At 51.4% G+C, this 25,664-nt stretch carries 22 protein-coding genes; 20 read left to right on the plus strand and 2 right to left on the minus strand.

The annotated features are described in order from the left end of the window. Positions 1-51: 51 nt before the first annotated feature. From NYE24_RS03605 to NYE24_RS03700, 20 genes are all read left to right on the plus strand, one after another. Positions 52-1,419: a NosD domain-containing protein gene (locus NYE24_RS03605; RefSeq protein ID WP_342478058.1), complete on the plus strand. Its 1,368-nt coding sequence runs from the start codon at positions 52-54 to the stop codon at positions 1,417-1,419. Next, the gene (locus NYE24_RS03610) at positions 1,416-1,964 is read left to right on the plus strand and encodes a nitrous oxide reductase accessory protein NosL (RefSeq protein ID WP_342478059.1); all 549 of its coding nucleotides are present in this window, start codon (positions 1,416-1,418) and stop codon (positions 1,962-1,964) included. The genes NYE24_RS03605 and NYE24_RS03610 overlap by 4 nt, the downstream gene beginning before the upstream one ends. Positions 1,965-1,966: 2 nt before the next feature. Next, the gene (locus tag NYE24_RS03615; protein WP_036690722.1) at positions 1,967-2,788 is read left to right on the plus strand and encodes an ABC transporter permease; all 822 of its coding nucleotides are present in this window, start codon (positions 1,967-1,969) and stop codon (positions 2,786-2,788) included. Next, complete coding sequence (locus tag NYE24_RS03620) at positions 2,781-3,500, plus strand: ABC transporter ATP-binding protein (RefSeq protein WP_342478060.1); 720 nt, start codon at positions 2,781-2,783, stop codon at positions 3,498-3,500. The genes NYE24_RS03615 and NYE24_RS03620 overlap by 8 nt, the downstream gene beginning before the upstream one ends. Next, positions 3,497-4,021 (plus strand): redoxin domain-containing protein, encoded by a 525-nt coding sequence (locus NYE24_RS03625; protein WP_342478061.1) that lies wholly within the window; start codon positions 3,497-3,499, stop codon positions 4,019-4,021. The genes NYE24_RS03620 and NYE24_RS03625 overlap by 4 nt, the downstream gene beginning before the upstream one ends. Positions 4,022-4,260: 239 nt before the next feature. Then, positions 4,261-5,583 carry a sugar ABC transporter substrate-binding protein gene (locus NYE24_RS03630; protein ID WP_342478062.1) on the plus strand — a complete coding sequence of 441 codons (1,323 nt, stop codon included), beginning with the start codon at positions 4,261-4,263 and terminating at the stop codon, positions 5,581-5,583. An 85-nt stretch (positions 5,584-5,668) separates the two neighbouring features. Next, a complete protein-coding gene (locus tag NYE24_RS03635; RefSeq protein ID WP_342478063.1) occupies positions 5,669-6,550 on the plus strand; it encodes a sugar ABC transporter permease in 882 nt (293 codons plus the stop codon). Continuing rightward, positions 6,550-7,368: a carbohydrate ABC transporter permease gene (locus NYE24_RS03640; protein ID WP_083677643.1), complete on the plus strand. Its 819-nt coding sequence runs from the start codon at positions 6,550-6,552 to the stop codon at positions 7,366-7,368. The genes NYE24_RS03635 and NYE24_RS03640 overlap by 1 nt, the downstream gene beginning before the upstream one ends. 18 nt (positions 7,369-7,386) lie before the next feature. After that, positions 7,387-8,985, plus strand: a complete 1,599-nt coding sequence (locus tag NYE24_RS03645) for a beta-N-acetylglucosaminidase domain-containing protein (protein WP_342478064.1) — start codon at positions 7,387-7,389, stop codon at positions 8,983-8,985. A gap of 12 nt (positions 8,986-8,997) precedes the next feature. Then, a complete protein-coding gene (locus NYE24_RS03650) occupies positions 8,998-9,123 on the plus strand; it encodes a hypothetical protein (RefSeq protein WP_342478065.1) in 126 nt (41 codons plus the stop codon). After that, entirely contained in the window at positions 9,116-10,645 is a 1,530-nt protein-coding gene (locus NYE24_RS03655) for a DUF4127 family protein (protein WP_076153856.1), read from the plus strand. Before NYE24_RS03650 ends, NYE24_RS03655 begins: the two co-directional genes overlap by 8 nt. 98 nt (positions 10,646-10,743) lie before the next feature. Further along, positions 10,744-11,481 (plus strand): N-acetylmannosamine-6-phosphate 2-epimerase, encoded by a 738-nt coding sequence (locus NYE24_RS03660; protein ID WP_342478066.1) that lies wholly within the window; start codon positions 10,744-10,746, stop codon positions 11,479-11,481. After that, positions 11,468-12,301 carry a MurR/RpiR family transcriptional regulator gene (locus NYE24_RS03665; protein WP_036690736.1) on the plus strand — a complete coding sequence of 278 codons (834 nt, stop codon included), beginning with the start codon at positions 11,468-11,470 and terminating at the stop codon, positions 12,299-12,301. The genes NYE24_RS03660 and NYE24_RS03665 overlap by 14 nt, the downstream gene beginning before the upstream one ends. A 236-nt stretch (positions 12,302-12,537) precedes the next feature. Next, on the plus strand, positions 12,538-13,455 hold the full coding sequence (locus NYE24_RS03670; RefSeq protein ID WP_342478067.1) for an ROK family protein: 918 nt from the start codon (positions 12,538-12,540) through the stop codon (positions 13,453-13,455). 27 nt (positions 13,456-13,482) lie between these two features. Beyond that, positions 13,483-15,069: an FAD-dependent oxidoreductase gene (locus NYE24_RS03675; RefSeq protein WP_076153853.1), complete on the plus strand. Its 1,587-nt coding sequence runs from the start codon at positions 13,483-13,485 to the stop codon at positions 15,067-15,069. A gap of 241 nt (positions 15,070-15,310) precedes the next feature. After that, complete coding sequence (locus NYE24_RS03680; RefSeq protein WP_342478068.1) at positions 15,311-16,867, plus strand: stalk domain-containing protein; 1,557 nt, start codon at positions 15,311-15,313, stop codon at positions 16,865-16,867. A 418-nt stretch (positions 16,868-17,285) separates the two neighbouring features. Further along, positions 17,286-18,590: a PAS domain-containing protein gene (locus NYE24_RS03685; RefSeq protein WP_342478069.1), complete on the plus strand. Its 1,305-nt coding sequence runs from the start codon at positions 17,286-17,288 to the stop codon at positions 18,588-18,590. Between the two features lie 197 nt (positions 18,591-18,787). Further along, complete coding sequence (locus tag NYE24_RS03690; protein WP_342478070.1) at positions 18,788-20,572, plus strand: ABC transporter ATP-binding protein; 1,785 nt, start codon at positions 18,788-18,790, stop codon at positions 20,570-20,572. Between the two features lie 23 nt (positions 20,573-20,595). After that, complete coding sequence (locus NYE24_RS03695) at positions 20,596-22,371, plus strand: ABC transporter ATP-binding protein (RefSeq protein WP_342478071.1); 1,776 nt, start codon at positions 20,596-20,598, stop codon at positions 22,369-22,371. A 73-nt stretch (positions 22,372-22,444) separates the two neighbouring features. Further along, positions 22,445-22,942, plus strand: coding sequence for a DinB family protein (locus tag NYE24_RS03700; protein WP_076153849.1), 498 nt, complete (start codon positions 22,445-22,447; stop codon positions 22,940-22,942). A gap of 29 nt (positions 22,943-22,971) precedes the next feature. Here NYE24_RS03700 and NYE24_RS03705 read toward each other — a convergent pair whose 3' ends face one another. Then, a complete protein-coding gene (locus tag NYE24_RS03705; RefSeq protein WP_342479195.1) occupies positions 22,972-24,348 on the minus strand; it encodes an MmgE/PrpD family protein in 1,377 nt (458 codons plus the stop codon). 146 nt (positions 24,349-24,494) lie between these two features. Beyond that, entirely contained in the window at positions 24,495-25,457 is a 963-nt protein-coding gene (locus NYE24_RS03710; protein WP_342478072.1) for a LysR family transcriptional regulator, read from the minus strand. Positions 25,458-25,664: the final 207 nt, after the last annotated feature.

Here is a 25,664-nt window from a genome sequence, read left to right on the forward strand (position 1 = left end):
TACACTTAATGCGGGTTTGCACAAGAAACCATCCTACAATGGGGGTGAACAATGCTTGTACAGAAAAGGTACGACTGCTCCATCGGCTTCAGGGTTCTTGTCTTGATGATTGCTGGTCTGTTCTTCTTCTCCTTCAATCATAGCCGCATTGTAAGCGCAGACACCAACAGCGGAGCTCTTCCACTCCAGCCCATCATTGATTCAGCCCGTGAGGGAGATCTCATCACCCTGGCTCCGGGAACCTATTCCGGTCCGGTCCGGCTGGATAAGCGAGTAACGATTAACGGTAACGGCAAGGCGATTCTACTGCATACGGCTAAGGACGAGCAGGCAGCGGTGCAGATCCTTGCAGACGGTGTAAGGCTTGAGAACCTGAAGATTCAGCAGAATAATGACGGGGAAGCAGCGGCTGTACGCGTTGAAGCGGATAGGGTCACCTTGAAGGGACTGGTAATTCATTCGGCAGGGTACGGAATACTGCTGCGTGAAGCCGATGGCGGGGTGATCTCGGATAACACAATAAGCTGGTTCATCCCCAAAGGAGAAGCACCGGGGACGAGAGGCAACGGGATCGATCTCTATAACTCTCACGGCGCTGTGATCCGGGGCAACGACATCGCTTATCTGCGGGATGGCATCTATCTGGAGAACAGCCGCAATACGGTGGTGGATCAGAACAAGCTTGCTTATCTGCGGTACGGGGTCCACTGCATGTATATCAATGGCTCGAAGATCACTAACAACACCGGGGAATATAACATAACCGGCGCGATGGTGATGGGTGTTACGGATGTGGTGGTGTCCGGGAACTCCTTCCGCAAGCAGAGCCGGAATGTGCATTCACAGGGGATTCTGCTCTACGATGTGCGGAATTCAGCGATTATGAACAACCGGGTGGAAGGCAACCGGGTAGGGATTTACATGCAGCAGTCCTCGGATAACAAGCTGCAGCAGAACCTGGTACTCCGCAACTATATCGGTGTACAGTTCGAGAATGCCGAGGGCAATCGCTTCGAGCGTAACGGGTTTGTAGCGAACGTCATTGAGGCCCAGGCCACAGGCAGCAGGGATAATCACATGAACGGGAATTACTGGGATGCCTTTGGCGGACTGGATCTCACGGGGGATGGGGTCAGCGACCTGAAGTATGCGATTAACCCCTTCTATCAGCAATTGGTTGCGGGGAATGCAGCGTATCAGCTGTTTTTCCAGTCACCGGGAATGACCTTCCTGAGCGATATGTACACCGGTGATTCGGCACAATGGTCCACGGATGCAGCGCCGCTCATGCAGCTTGCAGCAGGTACGGTTAGCACGGATCAGGCGGCAGGCGGACAAGGCACGGTCATGGTTGCGGGCTGGCTGCTGCTGTTCCTGTCCGTCATTACAATAATATACTTGGGGGTACTGCGATTATGAAACGATGGAGTCTGGTCTTGATGATAGCAATGAGTCTGTTGATCCTCGCGGCCTGCGGGCAGAAGAAGTATGAGCCGGTAGCGATCAATGAAGACGTCGACATCTGTGTGGTCTGCAATATGCAGGTGAAAGATGATGCCTTCGCCACTCAGCTAACGACCAAGGACGGCAAGAATTACAAGTTCGATGATATCGGCTGCATGAATGAGTGGAAGAAGAGCAACGGCACGGAGCAGATCGGAATGGATTATGTCCGCGACTATAATGACAAGAGCTGGGTTGAATTCAGCAAGGCGAGCTATGTATATGACGTTTCTCTGCGTACGCCGATGGCTTATGGAGTGATCAGCTTCAAGGACAAGTCGGCAGCAGAAGCGTTCGTGAAGGAGCAGGGGGTAGGCACTGTGCTGACCGCCGGAGAGCTGGCCTCCCATGAATGGAAGCAGAACAAGGATATGATGAACATGGGCATGCAGAGCGGGGAAGGTCATATGGAGGAGCATAGCTCAGAGGAAGGCACGCATTCCGAAGAGATGGATATGTGAGTATGGCTGACATCCTGCATATTGCCCGCAGAGAGCTTAAGATGGGCTTCCGCAACCCGTGGGCCTATTCTTTCCTGGTCTTATTCTGCACCTTCAGTCTCGGGCTGCTGCTGATCCATGCGAATAACGTAGTCGAAGGCTATACTGCGGTTACGGGCTCCATGCTGAGCCTGATTCTGTATCTTTTGCCGCTGATGACGTTATTTCTGGGCTCCTTCTCACTGACCTCAGAACGGGAAGACGGAAGCTGGCAGCTCTTATCCACCTATCCCATTGGAACCTTATCCTTTGTTTTGGGAAAATATACCGGATTGGCCGCAGTCCTGCTGACGATTGTTGCGTTTGGCTACGGGCTGATGGGGCTGGTCAGCGGCCTGCTCGGGATGGCTTTTGCGGCGGAGACTTACTTCCTGTTCCTGGCCTTCTCGGCAGGTCTGGTCTTGCTGTTCCTGACGCTTGCCCTCTTCATCGGCTCGTTATCCCGCAACCGCTGGCAGGCCTTGACGATCTCGGTAGCGGTCTGGTTCTTCGCCGTAATCGGCTGGCCGACATTCCTGATCGCAGGTCTCGGGCTGCTCCCGTATCTCTGGATCAAGCCTGCGCTAATTGTGCTGACGATTCTGAATCCGGCTGAGCTGGTGCGCCTGTTCGTGGTGGTGAAGCTGGGCGGAGGGTCGGTCCTGGGACCGGAATATTATCAGTGGGTGGAATGGATTAGCCGTCCAGGCGGCAGCCTGCTGTTCCTCGGGGTCTGCGCGGCCTGGGTGCTGCTGTCCATCTTAGCGGTATATTGGATTTGGGAGAGGGGGCGTTCCCGTGGATAACCAGTTGGTGCAGGTGAAAGAGATTACCAAGGTCATAGGGCGGCAAACACTGGTCGAAGAGATCAGCTTCCAGGTTCCCGGCGGCAGCATACTTGCCCTGTGCGGAGGGAATGGAGCCGGCAAAAGCACGGTGCTGCGGATGGTAGCCGGGATAGTGCAGCCGACTTCAGGACAAATTACGGTGAACGAGCTGAAGTGGAAGCAATCCCGCAAGCGCTTTTCCATGCAAATCGGCTATATGCCGGATGACTATCAATTCAGCCATGGGCTGTCTGCGGAAGAGTTGCTGAATTTCTGGGCGGCGCTGCGCCGGATTCCCAGACGCAAAGAGCGGGTAGAGGAGGTGCTGGCTCTAGTCGGACTGGCGGATAAGCGCAACAGCCTGGTGACCACCTTCTCCAAGGGGATGCGCCAGCGTGTGCTGTTCGCGCAAGCGCTGCTGGCGAAGCCGCCGCTCCTGATTATGGATGAGCCGACTAACGGGCTGGACCCGTTCTGGATGAACGAATTCGTGAAGCTGCTGCAGGACATCCGGGAAGAGGGGCATACCGTCCTCTTTTCCACCCATCAACTGGAGATTGCGGATCGGGTAGCCGATCAGATTGTCTTCTTGAATCAGGGCAAGCATGTGGGGTCAGGGACTACGGCAGAGATCCGGGCAGAGTTCGGTTCGCTGTACGCCGCCTTTCACCACAGTCTGGGACTGGGATGAAGCTGCGCCGGATCGTTACTCTGCTGATTATTGCCGCTGCCTCTACTGCCGGAATCTGGGTGTACCTTCATCAATCCAAACAGCCTCCGTCAGGGAGAATAACCGCAGGCGCTTCGGCTCCAGTGTTCGAAGCGGTGACCTTGCAGGGAGAGAAGGTGAGTCTCAGCGAATACAAGGGCCGGGTCGTGCTGCTTAACTTCTGGGCTACCTGGTGCAAGCCCTGTATGCGGGAAATGCCGTTGTTGAATGTACTTAGCGAATCCGCAGAGCTTCCAGTCGAGACCTTGTTCGTGAACGCAGGGGAATCCAAGGGGACGGTATCGGAGTATATGGCGGAGCATCAATTCTCTTTTCCCGTAATTATCGATGTTACCGGTAGGATATCTGCTTCATATCGCGTCAATGCACTGCCGTCAACTTATATCATCAATAAGACGGGTAAGATAAGCAGAGTCGTGGTCGGAGAGATCGGCGATCTCGATACGCTCAAGCAATGGCTGGCTGAGGCCGGAGCTGACTAATGACGGGGATATTCTATTCTAACTACAGCCTCCGCTTGCCGGGAAGATGCTTCCGGTGCAGGCGGAGGCTTTTTTGAATACAAAAAAGAAAAATTATTTCTTTTTATATTTTATTTTAGGAAAAATACTTTATTATAATCCAAATTCTGCTATACTCTATGCCAAGAGGGAGCAATAAGTCAGGAATCCTGACGCGGAAAGGGTGCTCGCCTTACACTTAATCTGAGGGGGAATGTGGTGTGGGAACTAACAGAAAGGGCTTCACAGTATCGCTGCTGCTGACCATGTCTATGCTGCTTGCGGCTTGCGGAGGAAATGGCAATACCAAGGGGACACCGGATGCCGGAAGCACCAGAGCACCCGGCACGGACGCTGAAGCTACGGCTGCGGCAGAGCCGCTGAAGCTTGAATTCTGGACGATTGCACTTCAGCCTACGTTCAATGATTACTTCAATAATCTGATCACCCAGTATGAGAGCAGTCACCCCGGGGTGACGGTGGAGTGGAAGGACTATCCCTATGATGCAATCTCGCAGCGGCTGTTGACTAGTACAGCGAGCGGCAAGAGTCCCGATGTCGTGAATCTGAACACCGAATTCGCCAGCCAGTTAGGCAGTAAGGGAGCGCTGCTGAATCTGAACGAGTACCTGACGGATGAGCAGGCAAAGAGTTATTTCGAGGGGATTTATAATTCTACGGTATTGGGCGGCCAAGCTTACGCGCTTCCCTGGTACACAGGCACAGAGGTGCTGTTCATGAACAAAAAGCTGGTAGAGAAGGCCGGCCTCGACCCTGCCAGTCCGCCGCAGACCCGTGAGGAGCTGGTGGAGTGGGCCCGCCAGGTTCATGAGAAGACCGGGGCTGCGGGATATGCGCAGCAGCTGGTCTCCAAGCTCTTCCCGATTGACGGCATCCCGATTCTGAACGAGGACAAGACGGCTGCAGCCTTCAATACGCCGGAAGCCGAGGCCATGATCACCCAGATGCGCGATCTGATGAAGGAAGGCGTGGTACTCAAGGAGGATGCGGACTTCAGCAAGCAAATCCAGTATTTCTCCGGTGAGCAGGTGGCCTTCCAGCTATCCGGCCCGACGTTCATTAACTTCATTAAGACCTCCGCGCCGGATGTCTACAAGAACACCATCGCTGTCCCGCTGCCGACAGGCAAAGCGAATCTGCGTCTCTCCAACTCCATGAACCTGGTGGTGCCGCAAAAGTCGAAGAACCCGCAGCAGGCTGTCGAATTCGCCGCCTTCATTACGAACGCCGAGAACCAGACAGCCTTCTCCAAGGTCGCCAACACACTGCCGTCAAGCAAGGCGTCGATTCAAGATCCGTTCTTCACCGACTCTGACGGTTCACTCGAAGCTGAAGCGAAGGTGGCTTCCTCGCAGAGTCTCGACAAGGCTACCGATTATATGGTCGGCGTCCCAAGCGCCGCAGATATTAACTCTGCACTGGCACGGGGCCTGCAGGAGATTCTGATGAACGGAGCAGACATCAAGGAGACGCTGAACAAGGTAGAGAAGGAAGTCAATAATATTATCAGTCAGGGTTCCTAAGCTGCTGAAGCATAGCTGATAAGGGGGAGTTTCTCCCCCGATTCATATCAATTGAGGGTATTTGAAGGAGTGGGAGGTGTAGCGGGTGTACAAGGGGTTTCGGTCTGAATCTTTTACTGCATGGGCGTTTATGGCGCCGGGGCTGCTGTTTCTGGCGGTATTTACCTTTTGGCCAATTATATACGGAGTACCGCTCTCATTGACAGATTATTCGGTCATTGCCGAGACGAATTATGTAGGTCTGGATAACTTCACCCGGGCCTTCCAGGATCATAATTTCCTGATTTCACTGTGGAATTCACTGGTGTATGTGCTGATTGTGCCGGTGATTCAGATCATTTCGATCTTAATGGCGATTCTGGTCAACAGCCGGATTCCTGGAGTCAAAATGTTCCGGGCCGCCTACTATATACCTGTCGTGACCTCGATGGTTGCGGTAGCGCTGATCTGGAGCTGGCTGCTCGGCAATAACGGAGTTGTCAATTACCTGCTGCTGAAGGCAGGGATTATCAGTGAACAGGTCTCCTGGCTATCCACGAGCAGCACGGCTCTGTATGTTCTAATGTTCATTACGATGTGGAAGGGCCTCGGCTATTACATGATGCTCTATCTGGCGGGGCTTCAGGGCATTCCGGCTGATCTGTATGAGGCCGCAAGAGTGGATGGGGCAGGGCCGCTGCGGCTGATTGTACATGTGACGCTGCCGCTATTACGCCCTCATATTCTGTTCTGCACACTAATCTCGGTCATGGGCGCGATCCGGGTGTTCGATGAGGTCTACATTCTGACCAAGGGCGGGCCGGGAACGTCCACGCTGACCTCAAGCGTCTATATTTTTCAAAAAGGGCTGGAGCAGTTCAACTTCGGCTATGCCTCGGCGCTCGGGCTGATCGTCAGTGTGATGGTGGGAGCGCTTAGTATACTCGTATTCAGGCTGAACCGGAAAGGCGGGGTGAATTCCTATTGATGCCGCGTAGCTTACGTGTTCTGATTACTTATCTTCTGCTGATCCTGCTTGCCCTGTTCATGATGGGTCCGTTCCTGTGGCTGCTCAGCGTCTCGCTGATGCCGGGGCGCAACGTGTTTGCGAACCCGCCGGCGATTCTGCCCACCTTCATTGCATTCGACAACTATGTGCAGGTGTGGAACTTCATGAATTTCCCGCGTTACATTCTAAATACGGTCATCATCACGCTGCTGGGAGTCGTGTTCAACATTATATTGTCCTGTCTGACAGCGTATCCGCTGGCAGCCTTCCGGTTCAAGGGCCGGAGCCTGGTCTTCACGCTGCTGATCTCGACCATGATTATTCCGTCGGCCACCGCTATGATTGTGCATTATCTGACGATTCAAGCTTTTCAATTGGGCAATACATTCTTCGGCGTTGTTCTTCCGGCTGCGGTGTCTGTGTTCAATATTTTCCTGATGCGGCAGACATTCTTGGGTATTCCGGCAGACATCCGGGATTCGGGTAAAATGGACGGGGCCTCCGAGCTGCGGATCTTCATCCAACTGGTGATGCCGCTCGTCAAGCCGGGAATTGCCGTCATCGGGCTGCTGGAGGTCATGGCCTTCTGGAACAACTTCCTGTGGCCGATTGTCGTATTGGACGACCCGCAGAAGTATCCGCTCGCGGCGGCCCTGACGTATCTGAACGGGCAATTCTCCTATAACTTCGGCTGGATTGCCGCCGGAACCATGATCTCGGTGCTGCCAATCATCCTCGTGTTCCTGTTCACGCAGAAGTATTATATGGAAGGGATTGCTGGAGCTATAAAAGGCTAACTAAGGAGGCACAACTCAATGGGAATTTCGTTACGGGACTGCCAGTATCTGTTCCGCGATTATTATACGCAAGGGAAAGAGCTGGTGTTAGAGGGCCCGCAGCTGCGCTGTGAATTGGCCTCGCGGTATGCCATGAATCAGGATGTCCACGGTCTGATGGAAGAAGGCGGAGACATCGTAATTCTGGAACCAGCGGGACCGGGCGTAGCCACCGCCGATAAAGGCAATGCGCAGCTGATGCTGGAGTATGACGCTGGGCTTGCTGCGGACGGATACCGCCTGGTGATTGGAGAGGACGCGAAGCTGGTCATTGCTGCGTCTAACAGGCGGGGGCTAAAATACGGGCTGGATGCGCTGACAATGCTCCTTACCGTGGAGGAGGATTGCTGCCGCCTGCCGGTGGTTACGGTGGAGGATGAGCCTTCTTTTCCGGTGCGGGGCATTATTGAAGGCTTCTATGGCGTGCCATGGAGCTTCGCCGACCGGATGGATTCGGTCAGATATATGAGCGGGCACCGGATGAACGCCTTCATGTACGCGCCGAAGGATGATCCCTATCACCGGAAGCTGTGGCGTGAGCCGTACCCGGACGATATGTTCACCAAGATTCATGAACTTAAGCAGGAATGCGATAAGCATCTGGTGGATTTCTACTATTGTATAAGCCCGGGTAATGATCTGGAATTCCGCAGCCAAGGCGACTTCGCGAAGCTGGAGGAGAAACTTGCTGCTATGATCGCAGTTGGAGTGCGCCATTTCGCACTATTAATGGATGACATAGATTATGTGCTCCAAGGTGACAACAAGCAGTTCCTGGAGCGCTCCGGGACCGCACATGCTTATGTGACGAACCGGGTCAATGATTACTTAGCCGGATGTCTGCCGCACTTCACCCTGGCTATGTGTCCATCGGAATACTGGTCGTATTGGAATACGGAGTACAAGAAGGACATCCGCGAGCAGCTTCATCCTGCTGTCAAAGTGTTCTGGACCGGCTATTTCGTCTTCGCCCCGGAGATCGGACGGAGGCATGCGGAGGATAACCATGGATTTTACGGGCATGAGCTGTGGTTGTGGGACAATATTCCGGTGAATGACTGTGATAAGGACCGGCTGTTCCTCGATCCGGTGCGCGGGCGCAGCTCCCGGCTCGGCAGGTACGGGCATACAGCCGTCGTTGCCAATCCGATGAATCAGTGGGAATGCTCCAAGATCACGCTTGGCACGATGGCCCATTATATGTGGAACAGCGAGCGCTACATGCCGGAGCTGTCCTGGGAACTGTCCGTGCGTGAATTCGCCGGAGCGCTTGCGGAGGACATGATGTTCTTCTGCCGCCAGAACCTGAATAACCGCCTGTATTCCGGCGGCTACCCGGAGCTGGACGATGCGCTGGCGGAGCGCGATCTGGAGCGGCTTGACTCTTATTTCAGCCGGTTGGAGGAGGCAGCCGTGCGGCTTGGCGGCTTAGATAAAGCTAAATTTATCGAAGAAGCTGGGCCTTGGCTGCGCCGGGCGATCGCGGATGCTGTGCTGTGGCGGGCTGTGCGCAGACAGCTGGAGAACCCGCTGGAGCAGCAGGATTGGGAAGAAGTGTATACGTGTCTGGAGATCTGACGCAGCTGTGGTGTGCGCCTCGGCAGTGATCCGGCTGTGCGTGCGGCTGAAGCGCTGGGGATCGAGCTGCCGGAGATAGAGGCGGAGATCAAGGCAGAGATGAAGGTGGAGACAAAGGAGGAGGACCAGCATGTCTAAACATCATAAGCTGATTCTGGTTCCGCTGGATGAGCGGCCCTGCAATTATGAATTCCCTTATCTGCTGGCTCAGGGAACAGATTATAGTGTAGAGCGTCCACCCGCCGGGATTATGGGCCTGAAGAAACGTCCGGGTGATGTTGAGCGGCTGTGGTCCTGGATCGAGGCTGCTTGTGAAGGAGCGGACGGCGCGGTGGTCGCGCTGGATACGTTGCTCTACGGCGGCATTATTCCCTCACGGCTGCACCAGCTGGAGCTTGAAGAGCTGACTGCACGCCTGGAGCGGCTGCGGGAGATCCGGCGGCGTTATCCGCAGCTGAAGCTGTATGCATTCCAGCTGATTATGCGCTGTCCGCAGTACTCGCTCTCGGATGAGGAGCCGGATTATTATGCCGACTGGGGCCGGGAGATCTTCCGCAAGGGCTTCATCGGCCACCGGCTGGAGCTGGGCATTGCCACAGATGAGGAGATCCGTGAGCTGGCCGATATTGATCTCCGGCTCCCGCCAGAGGTGCTGCAGGATTATCTTGGCCGCAGAGCAATGAATATCGAAGCGAACAAGCAGGCGCTGGAGCTGGTACGGGACGGGATAATCGACTTCATGATTGTGCCGCAGGATGACTCGGCTCCGTACGGACATACCGCCAAGGATCAGGAGAAAATGCGGGCACGGATCACGGCGCTTGATCTGGAGCTTAAGGTCTATATGTATCCAGGAGCGGATGAAGTAGGCTGCACGCTGCTTGCCCGGATGCTGAATATGGCCGAAGAGCGGAGGCCGATGATCTACCCGCGGTTGTCCGCTGTGCAGGGGGCGTTCGTGACGCCGCTGTTCGAGGACCGCTTTTTCTATGAGACGCTGAAGTATCAGATCCTGGCAGCAGGTGGACTGATCGCATCCAGTGCTGCCGAGGCAGACCTGGTTCTGCTGGTCAGTACACCAGGGGAGACGATGGCGGAGGCGGTGTCGCAGCATCATGCTTACTTCAGCTATGATATCTACCGGAATCTGATGGAGCTGGTGGAGTATGGGGAGTATCTGCTTCGTGACCGGAAGATACCGGTGGCTGTAGCAGATGTCGGGTATGCCAATGGTGGAGACCAAAAGCTGGTTAAGCTGCTGCGGCAGAAGAATCTCCTGTTCGATCTGGCCGGTTACGCCGCCTGGAATACCAGCTCCAACTCACTTGGAACTGTAATCTCGCAGGCGATGCTCTTTCTGATCTACGGCCGTACACCAGGGCATCTGGATTTCCTGGCGCTCCGCTATGCCGAAGATGTATGCTATTGTTCAGTAGTGCGCGGAGAGCTAAGTGATGGCCCTGTGCAAGAGATGGGCTATGGCAAATACGAACTGGATGGACCGCGCGGGCGCGTAGCTGCCCGTGTGCAGGAACGGCTGAGTAAGGAACTGGCTGTACGGATTGACAGTCCATCGGGGAGCGTTAAGATCACCGACTGCTATATGCCTTGGAACCGGATGTTCGAGGTGGGCTTGACAGTAGAGTATGTCCCCTCGTGAGGGCTGGAAGATGATATAAATTGAACTTGAAGAATACAGACAGGGAAGAGTGACGTAGAGAAATATTGGAGCTGGAGGAGCTGTAGCAGGTTCAATTTATGCAGACTATAAGAGAGAGGGTGGGGACCCTGAGCAAAAATATACTGGAAAGCCTGCATCTGGGGCTGATTGTCTCCTGCCAGGCACTGCCGGATGAGCCGCTGCACGGGCCGGAGATTATGGCCCGGATGGCGGTGGCAGCAGCGGAAGGCGGGGCCACCGCCATCCGGGCGAACGGAGCAGCAGATGTGCGGGCGATCAAGCAGGCAGTTGCGCTCCCGGTGATTGGTATCGTGAAGCGCAATTACCCGGATTCGGACGTCTATATTACCCCTACGCTTAGAGAGATTGAGGAGCTGCTGGAAGCGGGAGCGGATATTATAGCATTTGACGGGACCCGGCAGACCCGGCCGGAGAATTGTACGCTGGAGCAGATCATAGACCTGCTGAAGGCAAGCACGGCGGCTTCTATGGCAGATATCTCCACACTGGAGGAAGCGCTATACGCTGAGTCGCTTGGGGTCAGCTGTGTCTCGACCACCTTATCGGGATATACACCGTATTCCCGCCAGCAGGAGGGGCCGAATCTGGAGCTGCTGGAGCAGGCCGCACGGCGGCTGAAGATTCCAGTCATTGCCGAAGGCCGGATCAGCCAGCCCGCCCAGGTGGAAGCGGCGCTGGACCTGGGGGCCTATGCGGTGGTGGTAGGCTCCGCAATTACCCGGCCGCAGCTGATCACCCGGCAGTTCGCAGCAGCGGCGAGAAAAGTGAGGATGAACCGTAATGGAAATGAATGACCGGATCAACACGTATTACCCATCCATGACCAAAGCTGAGCAAAAGGTAGCCCGGTGTGTGCTTGAGCATCCGGATAATCTGATCTATCTGTCTGTGACTGAGCTGGCTGATTTTGCCGGAACGGGTGAGACCACAGTGATGCGCTTCTGCCGCAAAATCGGCTTCAAGGGCTATCAGGATTTCAAGCTGATGCTGGCCCAGGGGCTGCCGAAGCGGCAGACTCTGGCGGACGGCGGGCAGGGGGCTGGCGAGGGGGATTACGCTGACCATCTGTATGCCCTGATGGTTGGTGTATTGCAATCCAGCCTGGGCATGCTGGACCGGGAGCAGCTGCAGCGGGCAGTGGAGGCTCTGGATCAGGCCCGGTATATCCAGTTCTTCGGCGTAGGTTCTTCAGGAATCACGGCGCTGGACGCCAAGAACCGCTTCCTGCGGATCGGGCGGCGGGTCGAAGCCAGCTCCGACAGCCACATCCAGTCGATGATGGCTGTGACGATGGGACCGGGCGATGTCGCTTTTGGCATCAGTGTATCGGGCAGTACGCTGGATACGAATGACATGCTGATGAAGGCCAAGCAGAATGGAGCCAAAGTCATTGCCATGACTAACTACGCCAAGTCCCCCATCGCTTCGATTGCCGACATTGTGCTGCTGACGGCCGGGAAGGAATCGCCGCTGGAAGGCGGCTCCGTAGGGGCCAAGGTCTCCCAGCTGTTCATTATCGACCTGCTCTGCCAGAGGCTGGAGCAGCTCCATGCCGATGAGACCAAGCGGATGAAGGAGCTGACCGCCCGGGCGGTTATTGACCGGATTTATTAGAGTGCGTGGTAAATAGGGCGGACGGCCAAATGTAATCGAAAAACCGATTACAAGTGTATTTGCTCCTCATGGATCATGCTGTATGCCGTCAGACAGCAGGCGAATGGAGACATATGAGGTGTGACTTATGAGGTGTCACTTAAGAGCTGACACTTTAGCGCTATAACGGTACCTTTCCTGTAACGATGGATGAGCCGTTACCGTATGGTACAGACGCAGTAGTGGAGGTGGCGCGAATGAGGCAAGTCATAGGAGTGGATATCGGGGGGACGGGAATCAAGGGGCTTGTGACCGATGAAACCGGGACGATTCTGGCGGAAGCCGGGCGCGACACGGAGGCACGGCTGGGCCGGGAGGTTATTCTAAGCCAGCTCCACAGTCTGGTGGAGGAGCTGCTGGCGGAGCATCCTGCCGTGGAAGCGCTGGGGATTGGCTCGGCGGGCAGGGTGAACGCAGATACGGGCGAGGTAGTCTACGCCACCAGTAATCTGCCCGGCTGGCAAGGGGTGCAGCTTGTGCAGTGGGCAACAGCTGCCTTCGGACGGCCTGCGGCGGCCGATAACGATGCCAACGCTGCGCTGCTGGGCGAGGCCTGGCTGGGCGCGGGACGCGGCAGGGCGAGCCTGGTTATGCTGACCCTGGGCACCGGGGTCGGCGGGGCGAATCTGGCGGAAGGCCGGCTGCTGCGCGGAGCCGCCTGGAGTGGCGGCGACTGGGGGCACAGCGTGCTGGTGCCGGGAGGTCGCGCCTGTAATTGCGGCAAGCTCGGCTGCGCGGAGCAATATGTGTCCGGCCAGGCGCTGCTGCGGCTGGCACTGGAGGAGACCGGCCGGGCGTATGCGCACGGGCGGGAGATTATGGCGGCGGCAGAGCAGGGCGATGCGGCAGCGCTGGCGGTGCTTACGCGCTTCACAGCGGATCTTGCGCTGGTGACAGCTAACATCGGGGCGGCGGTAGACCCCGAGCTGATTATTATCGGCGGCGGGGTCATTCAGAGCCGCGCGGTCTGGTGGCCGCTGCTGGCCGGGAAGGTAGGCGACAGTTTGGCCGCCCGGATTGTACCGGCAGAGCTGGGCAACCGGGCAGGCTGCTTCGGCGCGGCCCGGCTGGCTCTGGAAGGGCTGCGCCGGGACGAAGGCGTAAGGCAGATCTAACTGCTGCGGCAGGGAGGAGATGGAGAAATGACTGGCGAACAGGAGAAGCGTTCGGATGTAGTAATTATCGGCGGCGGCCTTGGAGGAACGGCGGCGGCACTGGCCGCAGCCAAAGCCGGGCTGCGTGTGCTTGTGACAGAGGAGACGGACTGGCTGGGCGGGCAATTGACCTCCCAGGCCGTGCCACCGGATGAGCACCGCTGGATTGAGCAATCGGGCAGTACTGCATCTTACCGGGAGTTCCGCAGTAGAGTCAGGGAGTATTACAGGCGGAATTATCCGCTTACGGAGGCTGCCAGGAGTAATCCTATACTGAATCCCGGCAACGGCTGGGTCAGCCGTTTAGCACATGAACCGAAGGTGGCACTGGCTGTTCTGCAGGAGATGCTGTCTCCGTATGTGAACACCGGACGGATTGAGGTGCTCTATCACACGGTGCCGGTTGCGGCCGATACTGATGGGGATTACGTTACTGGAGTGACTGTCCGGCAGGAGCCGGGCGGAAACCTTATCAGACTGCTCGGCGACTACTATCTGGATGCCACGGAGTGCGGTGATCTGCTGCCGCTGGCTGGAGTGGAGCATGTCAGCGGCGCTGAAGCCCGCAGCGAGACAGGGGAGCCGCACGCTCTGGAGACCCATGACCCGCTCGACATGCAGTCGATTACCCATGTGGCGGCGGTGGACTATGTGCAGGGTGGAGACTATATAATTCCGCGACCAAGAGATTATGATTACTGGCGTGAATATGTCCCATCGTTCTCGCAGTATCCAATCTTAAGCTGGTTTGCTTCAGATGCTGAAGATACGAGCAAGCTGAAGCAGTTCACGATGTTCCCGAATGATCAGGGGATTGTCTCCCTCTGGGATTACCGGCGGATCGTGGATCCGGCCATCTGGACCGAGCCGCTGAATGACGGCGAAGTCACTCTGCTGAACTGGGCGCTGAACGATTACTATGCCGGGCCTATTATCGGCGTATCGCCAGAGGAACAGGAGCGGCATCTGGAAGGAGCGCGGCAGCTCACCCTTTCGCTCGTGTACTGGCTTCAGACTGAAGCGCCCCGCCTGGACGGCGGGAAGGGTTACCCGGGGGTGAGGCTGCGCGGGGATATGCTCGGCACGGAGGATGGGCTGGCCAAAGCCCCGTATATCCGGGAATCCCGGCGTATTCGCGGGCTGTACACAGTAGCCGAGCAAGATGTGAGCAAGGAACTGCGCGGACCAGCCGGGCCTAAGCGTTATAAGGACAGCGTAGGGGTAGGCAGCTATCATCTGGATCTTCATCCCACGACAGTGAGCCAGCGTACCTTTTATATCCCGAATCATCCTTATGAGATTCCTCTCGGATCATTGATCCCGGTACGGGTCAAGAACCTGCTCCCGGCTTGCAAGAACATATCCATGACCCAGATTGCGAACGGCTGCTACCGCCTGCATCCCACAGAATGGAATATCGGCGAGGCGGCAGGCACCCTCGCGGCCTATGCCATCAGGAAACAGGTCGAACCATCGGCAGTCAGGGAATCAGCGGAGCATCTAGAGGCCTATCAGCAGCAATTGATTGCGCTCGGAGTCCAGTTGCACTGGACCCCTGAGGAGCTGGAGACCTAAACGCACATGCTCCAGCAATCCATCCTAGCTCAACCCCTATCTAAGGTAAGGTGCCCCGTCAGCGGGGTGCCTTTTTGGTATGGTCTACTTAGTAGATGTTACCTGGCAGCAAGCAATTGGAAATCCAGCGGCTTCCTCTTGGCCTAAGAATAGTTCAATACACTAAACACTTATGCTATGAAGGAAATGGTAGAGAAATGTCGAATCTAGTCGCTATGACAATTCAAGGAGTGAATTTATTTTGTGTAAGACAATCAAACTTGTATCAACTGCTGTACTTGCTTTCCTGCTATGCTTCGTTTCTTTTCCATCCGTATTTGCAGAAGCCGCTCTCATCTCAGACAAGAATCTGGAACAGGCGATTCGTGTCGAGCTGAAGAAGCCGGCCGCTCCCCTTACCAAAGAAGATCTGCAGACCCTAACATCTCTCTATCCTAGTGATCCTGAGCAGAAAATTAACAGTCTAAGCGGACTTCAGCACGCTGTTAATATGAAAAGCTTAATGCTCCCAGGGCTTGGCATTACCAATATTGAGCCCCTTCAAAATCTACATAAAATCACCTTCCTGGCTCTGAACGACAATCAGATCACTGGGCTGGAGCCGTTGCAGGAGTTGTCCCGGCTGGAGCAGCTTAATCTTGATTCGAACAACATAGAGAAGCTTGATGCACTAGCAGGATTAACCCAATTAACAGATTTGTTAATCGGCAATAATCAGCTTAAAGATCTGAAGCCCATTCAATCATTAGTCAAGCTGAACTGGTTAATCATAAGCGATAACCAAATCCAGTCTCTTGAACCGCTAAGAAATCACCCGGAGCTGGAGCATGTCTACTTTGAGAATAATCTGGTCGAGGACATTAGCGTCTTAACTACTCTTCCGAAGCTTAAGGAGGTTTCCGTCAGCAATAATCCTCTGAATGCAGATGCACAGCAAATCCTGACCGAGCTCGCTGCCAAAGGCGTCGAAGTGCTTGATGAAGATACTTCAGAACCTGCACCGCCTTCAAATCCTGACGAAATCATGGTGCATTTGAATGGCGGGCGTATTACATTCCAAGCTCCGCCTATCCAGCAAAATGGATCAGTCATGGTTCCGTTCCGCGCTATTTTTGAAGCATTGGGACTGAAGGTTGAATGGGATTCCAAAACGCAAACGATTAAAGGAAGCAAACCGGGTACGCTGATCAAGCTTAAGCTGGGTTCAACTACTGCTGAGATTAATGGCAATCAGAAAAAACTGACCGTAGCCCCTGCTAACATCAAGGGGAGCACTTACGTTCCATTACGTTTCATCGGCGAAGCCGTGGATGCGAAGGTGAACTGGCTCGCGGAGATTCAGACCGCCACAATATCTACGAAGCAGCCTTTTACAACCAAGGATACAAAAATCCAAATTACCGCATACGGGGATTGGCAAGAAATACCGGTTTCTATGGAGATTGCTGGAGATCTCCAGCTTGTTATGGTCTCGCCCGAGAATAACACGCTTACCATTCGTCATTATAGTAAGGATTATCTGGATATGAATTTCGAACAATATGTCAGCTATCTCAAAAAAGATATAGCGAAGAAGGATGCGTCGAAAATCACTGAGCAATCTGTAAAGGTAGGGAAAATCGATGCAAAGCAGTTGGTCTATAGTGTGGGAGATGCAGATGGAAAGCTCGATTTTCAAATGATTCTGTTTGAGCAGAATAATGAAATCTACACCTTGTTGTCAACTTTTCCAGCGAAAATCAGCAGACAAGCCAAGGCGGAATTCAATGACATATTGCAAAGCATACAAGTGAACTAACTTAACGGGAAACCACTATACATTAGTCAAATAACAGCGGCAGTCTGAGACTTTTTGTCAAGTCTTATTCTGCCGCTGTTTTATATTAATTTTTAAATATAAATTTATATATTAAATCTCATGCGTGTTATATACTCAATCTAGCTTTCCCAAGCAGCGCACACCATGAGATGAGGAGAACTGAGAGAACATGCCTATTCTGAACAGATTCAAAGGAAATACACACGCAGGACCGCCGCCCCAAACAGACCATCATTTGATCGACCTATTAAGAAACTATGTGGAGCGGGCTGAACGTAAGGAAGAGGAGCAAGCCGATACTTACTCCGCTACAGCCCCAGGTGAACTGCAAGCATTGTTAATGCGACTAACGTCCGTGATACATAAGCGTGAGGATTACTATAAGGTCAGATTAAATATGATCACTGAAGCAATTGAGATCTCCCTGTGGGAAATGGATGTGTATGAGGGTGATCCGGTGAACCCTAATAATGAGTTCAGGTGGTCTGATGAGCTGCGCCGGATGATCGGCTATACGGATGAGCATGATTTCCCCAATGTGCTGGAGAGCTGGTCCAACTGCCTTCATCCCGAGGACAAAGAGGGCGTACTGCAGCTGTTCGCGGATCATATGCTGGACCGGAGCGGCACGATCAAATACGACATCGAGTATCGGCTGAAGACGAAAGCAGGCGAGTACAAATGGTTCCAGGCGACGGGCACAACCGTACGTGCCGCTGACGGATCACCTATTATGGTAGCTGGAGCATTGCTGGATATACATGATAAAAAAATCAAGCAGGACGAGCTGAGCGCACTGGTTGTCCGCTATGATCTGGTGAACCGTGCCCTGGTGGAAGCCCCTTGGGATATGGTGGTTATCGCAGGCGATCCGGTCAACCCGGATAATGAGTTCTGGTGGTCGGAGCAATTCCGCAGAACGATTGGTTTTGAAGGCGAGCATGATTTCCCGAACCTGTTAAGCAGCTGGAGCAACCAGCTTCACCCCGAGGATCTTCAGCCCACGCTGGATGCCTTCGCCCATCATCTGAATGATTACACAGGGCAGACGGACTATGCAGTGAACTACCGGTTGCGCTCCAAAAATGGCGAATACCGCTGGTACCACGCTGGCGGTGAAACCGTTCGCGATGAGCAGGGCATCCCTTTGAGAGTTGCCGGTACGATCCGGGATGTTACCCACGAAGTCACCAAAGAGGAAATTGTACGGCAGGTCAATGTACAGATGGAGGGCTTGCTGGCAGCGATTAATGAGATCGTCCGCGGCATCGTGTCAGTTACCGAGCAGGCTCAGGACATGGCTGAGGTCCAGGAGCAATCGCACAAGGCCGCCATGGAAGTCAAGGTCAAGACAGGGGAGACCAAGGAGATCACCCAATTCATCAGCGAGATTTCGAACCAGACAGGCCTGCTTGGACTGAATGCTGCGATTGAAGCTGCCCATGCGGGCGAATACGGCCGGGGATTCTCCATTGTGGCTGGTGAAGTGAGGAAGCTCGCGGAGCACAGCAAGACGGCATCGGGTAACATTGAAACCACCATGCAGCAGATGAATGAGAAGGTTGACGACATCATTACACGGATTAACAGCATGTCCAGCCTCACCGAAGCCCAGGCCGCTCTAACCCAAGAGGTCAATGCGTCGATTGAAGATGTGAGCCGGATGTCGGAGGAGCTGTTAAATATTCTGCGTACTTTATAAGAGTTAATGGAATGGAACACTATAATTGAGATCAAAGAGCGAAATGGAGCTTCAAGCGTTTCGCTTTTTTTGTGTTGCAAATTTCGGAACGCGCTAACCGAAAGCCTATAATCTGTAAGGTTGTTGAAAAAAAACAAAGGAATACAATAACAATATAGGATTACAGTTTAGTCTGAAGTGGAACCGGAGGGACTTCCTTGGAATTGTTTAGAAGCTATGTAGAGATGTTGAAGTTAACCTATAAATCTATACCACTTTGGTCGTCTTATACAATCTTCAACAATATATTTGGTGTTGTATGCAACTTTTTGAGTTCGGTTATTTTAATCCGAGTCGTATTGAACGGTATAGGCACGAATAAATCATTTGTGGAGATCATAATCCCTGTTATATTCATTCAAGCCGTGGTCATGCTTGGGGGAATAAGTACATCCTTGTATTACAGCAAAATAGATCCCGTTGCCCGGCAGATTCTTCACAAAAAAATAGTTGCAAAGTTAATACATACGATAATGCACACAGATACTAAAAACTTGGACAACGCAGCTTATCTTAACGATTTTTCCTTTGCCATCAATCAGGTTGAGCAGAGAACGACGGGGAGCATATTGTTAATCTCTAATTTGTTATCGAATGTAGTGGGGATCATCGCAACCGTTTCAGTCATTGGAGTTATGCATGTTGAACTTGTAGCTATAGTAATTATAACGGTCTGTGCTGCCTTTTTAATCAATACTACATTAATAAAGACGCAATACCAGTTTGACCAGGACATCCTCTCGCCCAATAGAAAGAAGAAATATGTTGAAAGAACCTTTTATATGAAAAGATATGCGTTAGAGCTAAGGTTGTACCCCATACAGAAGATCTTGTTGAATTTGTACGATAATGCTGTAAAGGAAATCTTACACTCCACGAAAAAGTATGGCTGGACAACAGGCGCTCTGCAATTCTTGAGAGCTTTTAATCAGGAGGTCATCTTATATTGGGGAACCATGGCAGTTCTTCTATTCTCATTAATTCACAGTGAAAGCGGGACCTCGGCTGCTAATATAATTCCTATAACAATTGCAGTATATAGTTTATCGAGCTATTTATTCGGCTTGACCGAAGTCATTACCTCACTTAAAGAATATCAGCTATATGCAAATAAGTTATTTCGTTTTTTGCAACCGGATAAGTCTTTGGAGTGTCGAAAAGGATTACCTGTTCCATTAAACACCGGCAATACTATCGCTATTGAAAATGTAAGCTTTGGATATGCAGCAAATGATAAACCAGTGTTAGAAAATATAAACCTCCGTTTTAATCCAGGTGAAAAGATAGCTTTGGTAGGAGTAAATGGTTCAGGAAAAAGCACTATCATCAAGTTATTGCTCGGTCTCTATGACCATTATTCGGGTGAAATCACCATTAACGGGGAACCTATTCGGAAGCATGATCTTCAGCAGTATCGTAAGCAGTTCTCAGTAGTGCAGCAGGATTTCCAATATTATTCATGTACAGTAGCGGAAAATATACTTATGGACAAAGTGGATACATCTGCAGATGCTGTGTCCGAGCAAATCGGGCAAGCCATCCATGAGGTTGATTTGAACCTGGATCGTACGCCCGAAGAACTAATGAATACGTACATAACCTCTGAATTTAGTACCGATGGACTCAGCTTATCCAAAGGGCAATATCAAAAAATGGCTATAGCCCGTATCTTTGTGAGTAAAAGAAATTTTATCATCCTTGATGAGCCGACCAGTTCGTTAGATCCTGTAGCTGAATATCAGTTGTTCAATCACATTTTAGAGCATTTCCATGATCAGACGATTATTATTATTTCCCATCGTTTAACAGCTGCAAAATCAGCAGATAAGATCTATTTGATTGATGAAGGCACGGTCAAGGAGAGCGGTTCACATAAACAGCTCATGAGTCAGGATGGGAAATATTCAGAACTCTATAGACTTCAAGCAGAAAAATACCTGTAGTACAGAGCGGGCGGTGAAATGAGATGAGCAAGAAATATTCTCTTGGCAACAGCATATTTTACCTGAAATCAATTTTCAAATATGACTGGATCAGGATCCCTGGCATCATACTAACCGCATTAATGGTTGCTTTCGATACTTGGTTCATTAAGGTGTACGCCATCAAAGTAATCTTAGACGCTTTAATGAATGATTTTGACTTCAGACGAATGATGATTATGGTTGCAATTGTTATTGGCTGCAAAACCATTAAACTTGCTTATGATTCTGCCTGGGCATATTACGTGAAACGCTCTGACCCTATCATCATTTCCGGTTTTCAGCATGTTGCTTTTAAGAAGGCTAATGAGGTAGATATCAATTGCTATGATGATACGGATTACTACAACCAATATATCTACTCTGTAGAAGAAAGCTCAACAAGGCCTATTCACTTCTTAGATAGTTTATTTCAACTGTGCCAAACGATTTTCTCCATAACTTTTTCCGGTATTTTTATTTTGACTAGTGACCCTTTAATCTTGCTGTTTGTTGCTATTCCTATTCTTGGAGATTCGTTTGTCAGAACAAGGATGATCAAGGCACGAATGGAGCGAACCCATGCCATCATCCCCGAAAAAAGAAAAATGGATTATGTGCTCCGGACCAGTTATCTTCGTGACAATGCGCTAGATATTCGTATAACCAATATTCATGTAGTGCTTAAGGACCTGTTTCTAGAAGGTGTTGAAAATATAATCGAACTCTACAAGAAATTCAGTAACCGGTTTACGAAATTGTACTTAGTTAGCGATGCTTTTACTCATATTAATAACACTCTGATCCTGCTGTACCTCATATATAAAATCGTCGTTACACAGACACTTAGCGCAGGGGATTTTATCGCGATTAAAGAAGCGGTTGCGCTTATGAGCAGCAATCTCGGCAAGATTATGGAGAGAATCCAGGCATTTCAGGAGCATAACATTTACATAGAAAGGTTCCGTGCCTTTTGCAACTATAGAAACAAGGTAACAGACGGGAATTCCGGGATTCCGCAGGGAAATTTATCACCTTATCTTCTTCAATTGACTAATGTGTCGTTTAGCTATAATAATCAGTCCGATGTTCTGAACAATATAAACATTGCCATTAAGGCTGGACAGAAAATAGCGATTGTAGGTAAGAATGGTGCAGGAAAAAGTACGTTAATCAAGCTGATGATGCGCTTATACGACGCCACCAAAGGTTCAATAGAATTTAAAGGGACTGATATTAAAACATTCAACAGACAAGAATACCTGTCTCAGTTCGATACCGTGTTTCAGGATCATAACAGCTATGCTTGTTCACTGATTGAGAATATTCTGTTTGAGTCTAACCCTACAGCAGAAGAGATTGACAAAATGATGGATATATTGGACAACATAGATTTTTCTTTATTTGTAAAGGATAAGAGCAAGATAGAGCTTGAGTTAACCAAAGAATTCTCAGAGGAGGGGATCATTCTATCTGGCGGTCAAAATCAAAAGGTGGCATTGGCCCGCGCACTGTACAGAGATCATTCCGTGTTGATTCTAGATGAACCCTCAAGTGCATTAGATTCCATCTCAGAATATAAGTGGATGCAATGGATGGACAAAGCTGCAATGAACCGCACGGTCATCGTAATTTCGCACCGGCTGTCCTCCGTAAGAGACTCGGATTGCATCTATTATATGGAAGCTGGCCGTATTCTTGAAGCTGGCCCTCACAATGAACTGATGAACCTTCAGGGACATTACTTCCAGATGTTTAAGGTACAGGCGGATGCTTATTGACAAAGCGTTAGAATCCGGCTATATTTGATTTCGGTAAATTATATTTCGCGCAATTAATAGGAGGAGCATACTGATGTCCGAATCCAATCAGGCTTTTGGTCAAGCGCTGGTGAAATCTTTGGTAGGGGAGCGCGGACATATTCCGATCGCCCGGGCTTTGCCGGATCTGACACTGGAGCTTGCAGGTTATACTATAGAGGGAATTCCCTACTCCATCTATCAGTTGGTGAAGCATATGGGCTACTGGCAGGATTTCATGCTGACCCATCTGGAGGGCGGCCAGCCGCAGCGGCCTGCAAGCGTACAGGAGAGCTGGCCTGCAGAGAAGGCCCCATCAGAGGAGTCCCAGCTTCAAGAAGCGATCACGCATTTGCTGGAAGGGGTCGAGAAGGCGGTTTCCATCGCTCAGACCGCCCAGCTTGACGAGCCATTAGCCCATTTTCCAGGGGAGACCAAGGGCGGGCTGCTGCGCAATATCGCCTCCCATAACTCCTATCACCTGGGGGAGATTGTTCTGCTCCGCCGTCTGCAGGGAGCATGGCCTCCGCCAGGGGGCGGGTATCCTGCCTGAGGAACAGTGCAACGAAGCAACAGTTCCTCTCAGAAACGAAGCAGCATAGCGGCATTGCTGACGTTCTCAAGATTTTTGATCAGCCCGATTCTGTCCTTCCGGGTTCTTTCGCACGGCGTATCTGCAATCAGTTGATTGAATTTGTGTTCAAGCATCTCCCAGCCGAATGGGGATTCTATATCGCCAAGCGGAACAGGCATCCACTTCTCGTACGTACTGTCGTCATGTAATGTCAACACAATACGTGCCGCACAAAAATGCGTCGGATTCTCATGCAAATACTGCTGTACTTCCTCATCCAGAGTGACTGTTATTTTTTGAACCAACTCATGGATCTCAGGATCTTCAAAGCTTCTGAAAATTAAAGCCTCTGAATCCATGCGGCCATACTTGAGTGCTACAGCTGAAGTAAACTGTGTGCTGGCCTGAGCTCCTATGGCTGTCTTGGGTTTGGGATTATTTAGACGATAGACGAAGGAAGACGTTCTCACATCGACGGATTTTATCTTCGAAGGTGTGAGATCATACCTCTTCCGCATTTCCAGCATGGCATCCATTGTGGCATGAAGCCCTCGCTGGCAGGCATGACGTTTGAAATAGATACTGGTTATTTTGAAGTTTTGACCCAATTCCTCAAGCACCTGACCCGTATTACAATGACCGCTGGTCCCCTTGAACGCCTGGAAAAACCCGTACTTCCCTTCAAGCGCAGCATCCGGGCCGGTAAATCCGCAAGCTGCCAGTCTTACAGCCCTCATCCCTGTTAGCGCAGCCCAGCCGCTGCACAGAATTTTACCGGAAGTCCCGTCGTTCTGATATTCTATTAGTCCACCTGTGAACAGCGAAGCAATCCCCATGGCATCCTTGGTCCGGACGGCATCAGCATCCGTTAATTTGCTTACCAAAGCTGCAGCCGCGACCGCACCGCATACCCCCGTAGCATCGAAGCCCCTTTCCCTGTACATAAAGGGATTAATCGCCTCGCCTAACCTGGCGTACACATCATATGCTGCCACAATTGCCGTAATCATCTGTTTGCCGTCGTTGTGGTACAACTCAGCCATAGTAAGCAGGAGGGGAACCAGCACAGAGCCGGGGTGCCCCATAGCGTGGCGGTATCCATCATCCAGATCTGCGCAGCGCGCCAGCATCGTATGTACGAACACTGCGGTATCTGAACTGGTGCGGACCTCCTGCTCTCCGATAAGAGTAACCGGTTCCTCTTTCATATTGATGCTATCTGCCATATGCGCGTACTCCATAATGCGCTCACTTGTTTCGGAGTAACGGCCGAACACCATATTCCCGTAAGCATCAAGGATCACCTGTTTACCAACCTCTATAGCCCTTGCGGATAGATCCTCATACCGGAGACGGGCCACATAATCCGCCAGTTCATCAATCATATAACTCACAACCATCCACCTCGTTATTTTGACTTCAATTTGCTGAAGTTTACATAACAAAATATAAGGTTGCGGTGTTGTTTTACTCAAGCACAAGTTAACTGCACTAACTCAACTTTTGGATGCATAGAGCGATTCAAGCAACTTTACGACTGCTGGAGATACGAAACTGGGTTACAGTAGCGTTTTACGATTTTTTTCAAGTCCTCCGTATAGGACGGGAAAATTTTATTTCGATGATAAATCAGCGCCAGCGGGTTAAAGTAAGCAAAGTCCGAAATAGGGAACACATGAAGATGGGAGTTCGTATTACCCGACTCATTAAGCCCGTCGATTCCGCTGAGGTACATCGTCAGACAGAAGCTGGCTGCATAGTCTTCGGCACACAACAGATGATGGATGTCAGGCTGAGTCAGTTCATTAATGCAGTTGAGTGAAATCCCCAGTTCAGACAGATGCTTGTCCAGCAGAATACGGGAATTGAAGTTTTTCTTATTCAGCACAAACGGCACATGCTGGAACAGTCTAAGGTCGGCACCCTTGGTAAACGTATCGATACAACCCGGATATTGATCCGAAAAATACTGCTTCAGCAAATTGTCCGAGATCACAATGTACATTTGCTCATGGAGAATGGTCTCGTACTTCACATGAGAAGTAACAATATTATCAACACCAGACAGAAACAGATCCAGCGAATTGTTCATTACCATCTCCTGCATCTGCGGTGATGTCTTTCGATGAATATTTAACTCGACCTTGGGATGAAGATCGTAGAACTCTTTTAACAGTTTCGGAACAATAATGGGATAGCGTCCTTCAGTGATACCGAAGTGGATGGTACCCGATTTATCCTCCTTGAGGTCCGTGAGCTGATTCTCCATATTTTGATCCAGAAGCTCAATCTGACGCAAGGTGTTCTGCATGATTTTTCCAGCGGCTGTTAAAGTTATTTTGGGCTTCCTCTCAAAAAAAGCAACACCGTGCTTCTCTTCCAGGCCTTTTAAGTATTTGCTTAAGGATTGGTGGGAAATATAGAGACGTTTGGCTGCATTTGAAATGTTCAGCTCTTCGGCCAGAGCGAGAAAGTATTTATAGTTATTGAGCATGAGTACCTCCTGAATAGATCCATTCGAGATTTTGATGGTAATTGATAGTAACGGTATTATCATACTGCAGCTAATAGTTACATACAAGCAGCATATATGTGCTTTGAGGTTGCGTAACTTCGTGCTAAATTATGAATGTAAAGGCGGCTACCTTAGCGTTTGTAAGCGTAAGCAGGCCACTGTAGTCCTGCAGACATTTGAAATAAC

The organism is Paenibacillus sp. FSL H7-0350 (assembly GCF_038593195.1).
Classification (GTDB): Bacteria; Bacillota; Bacilli; order Paenibacillales; family Paenibacillaceae; genus Paenibacillus_AQ.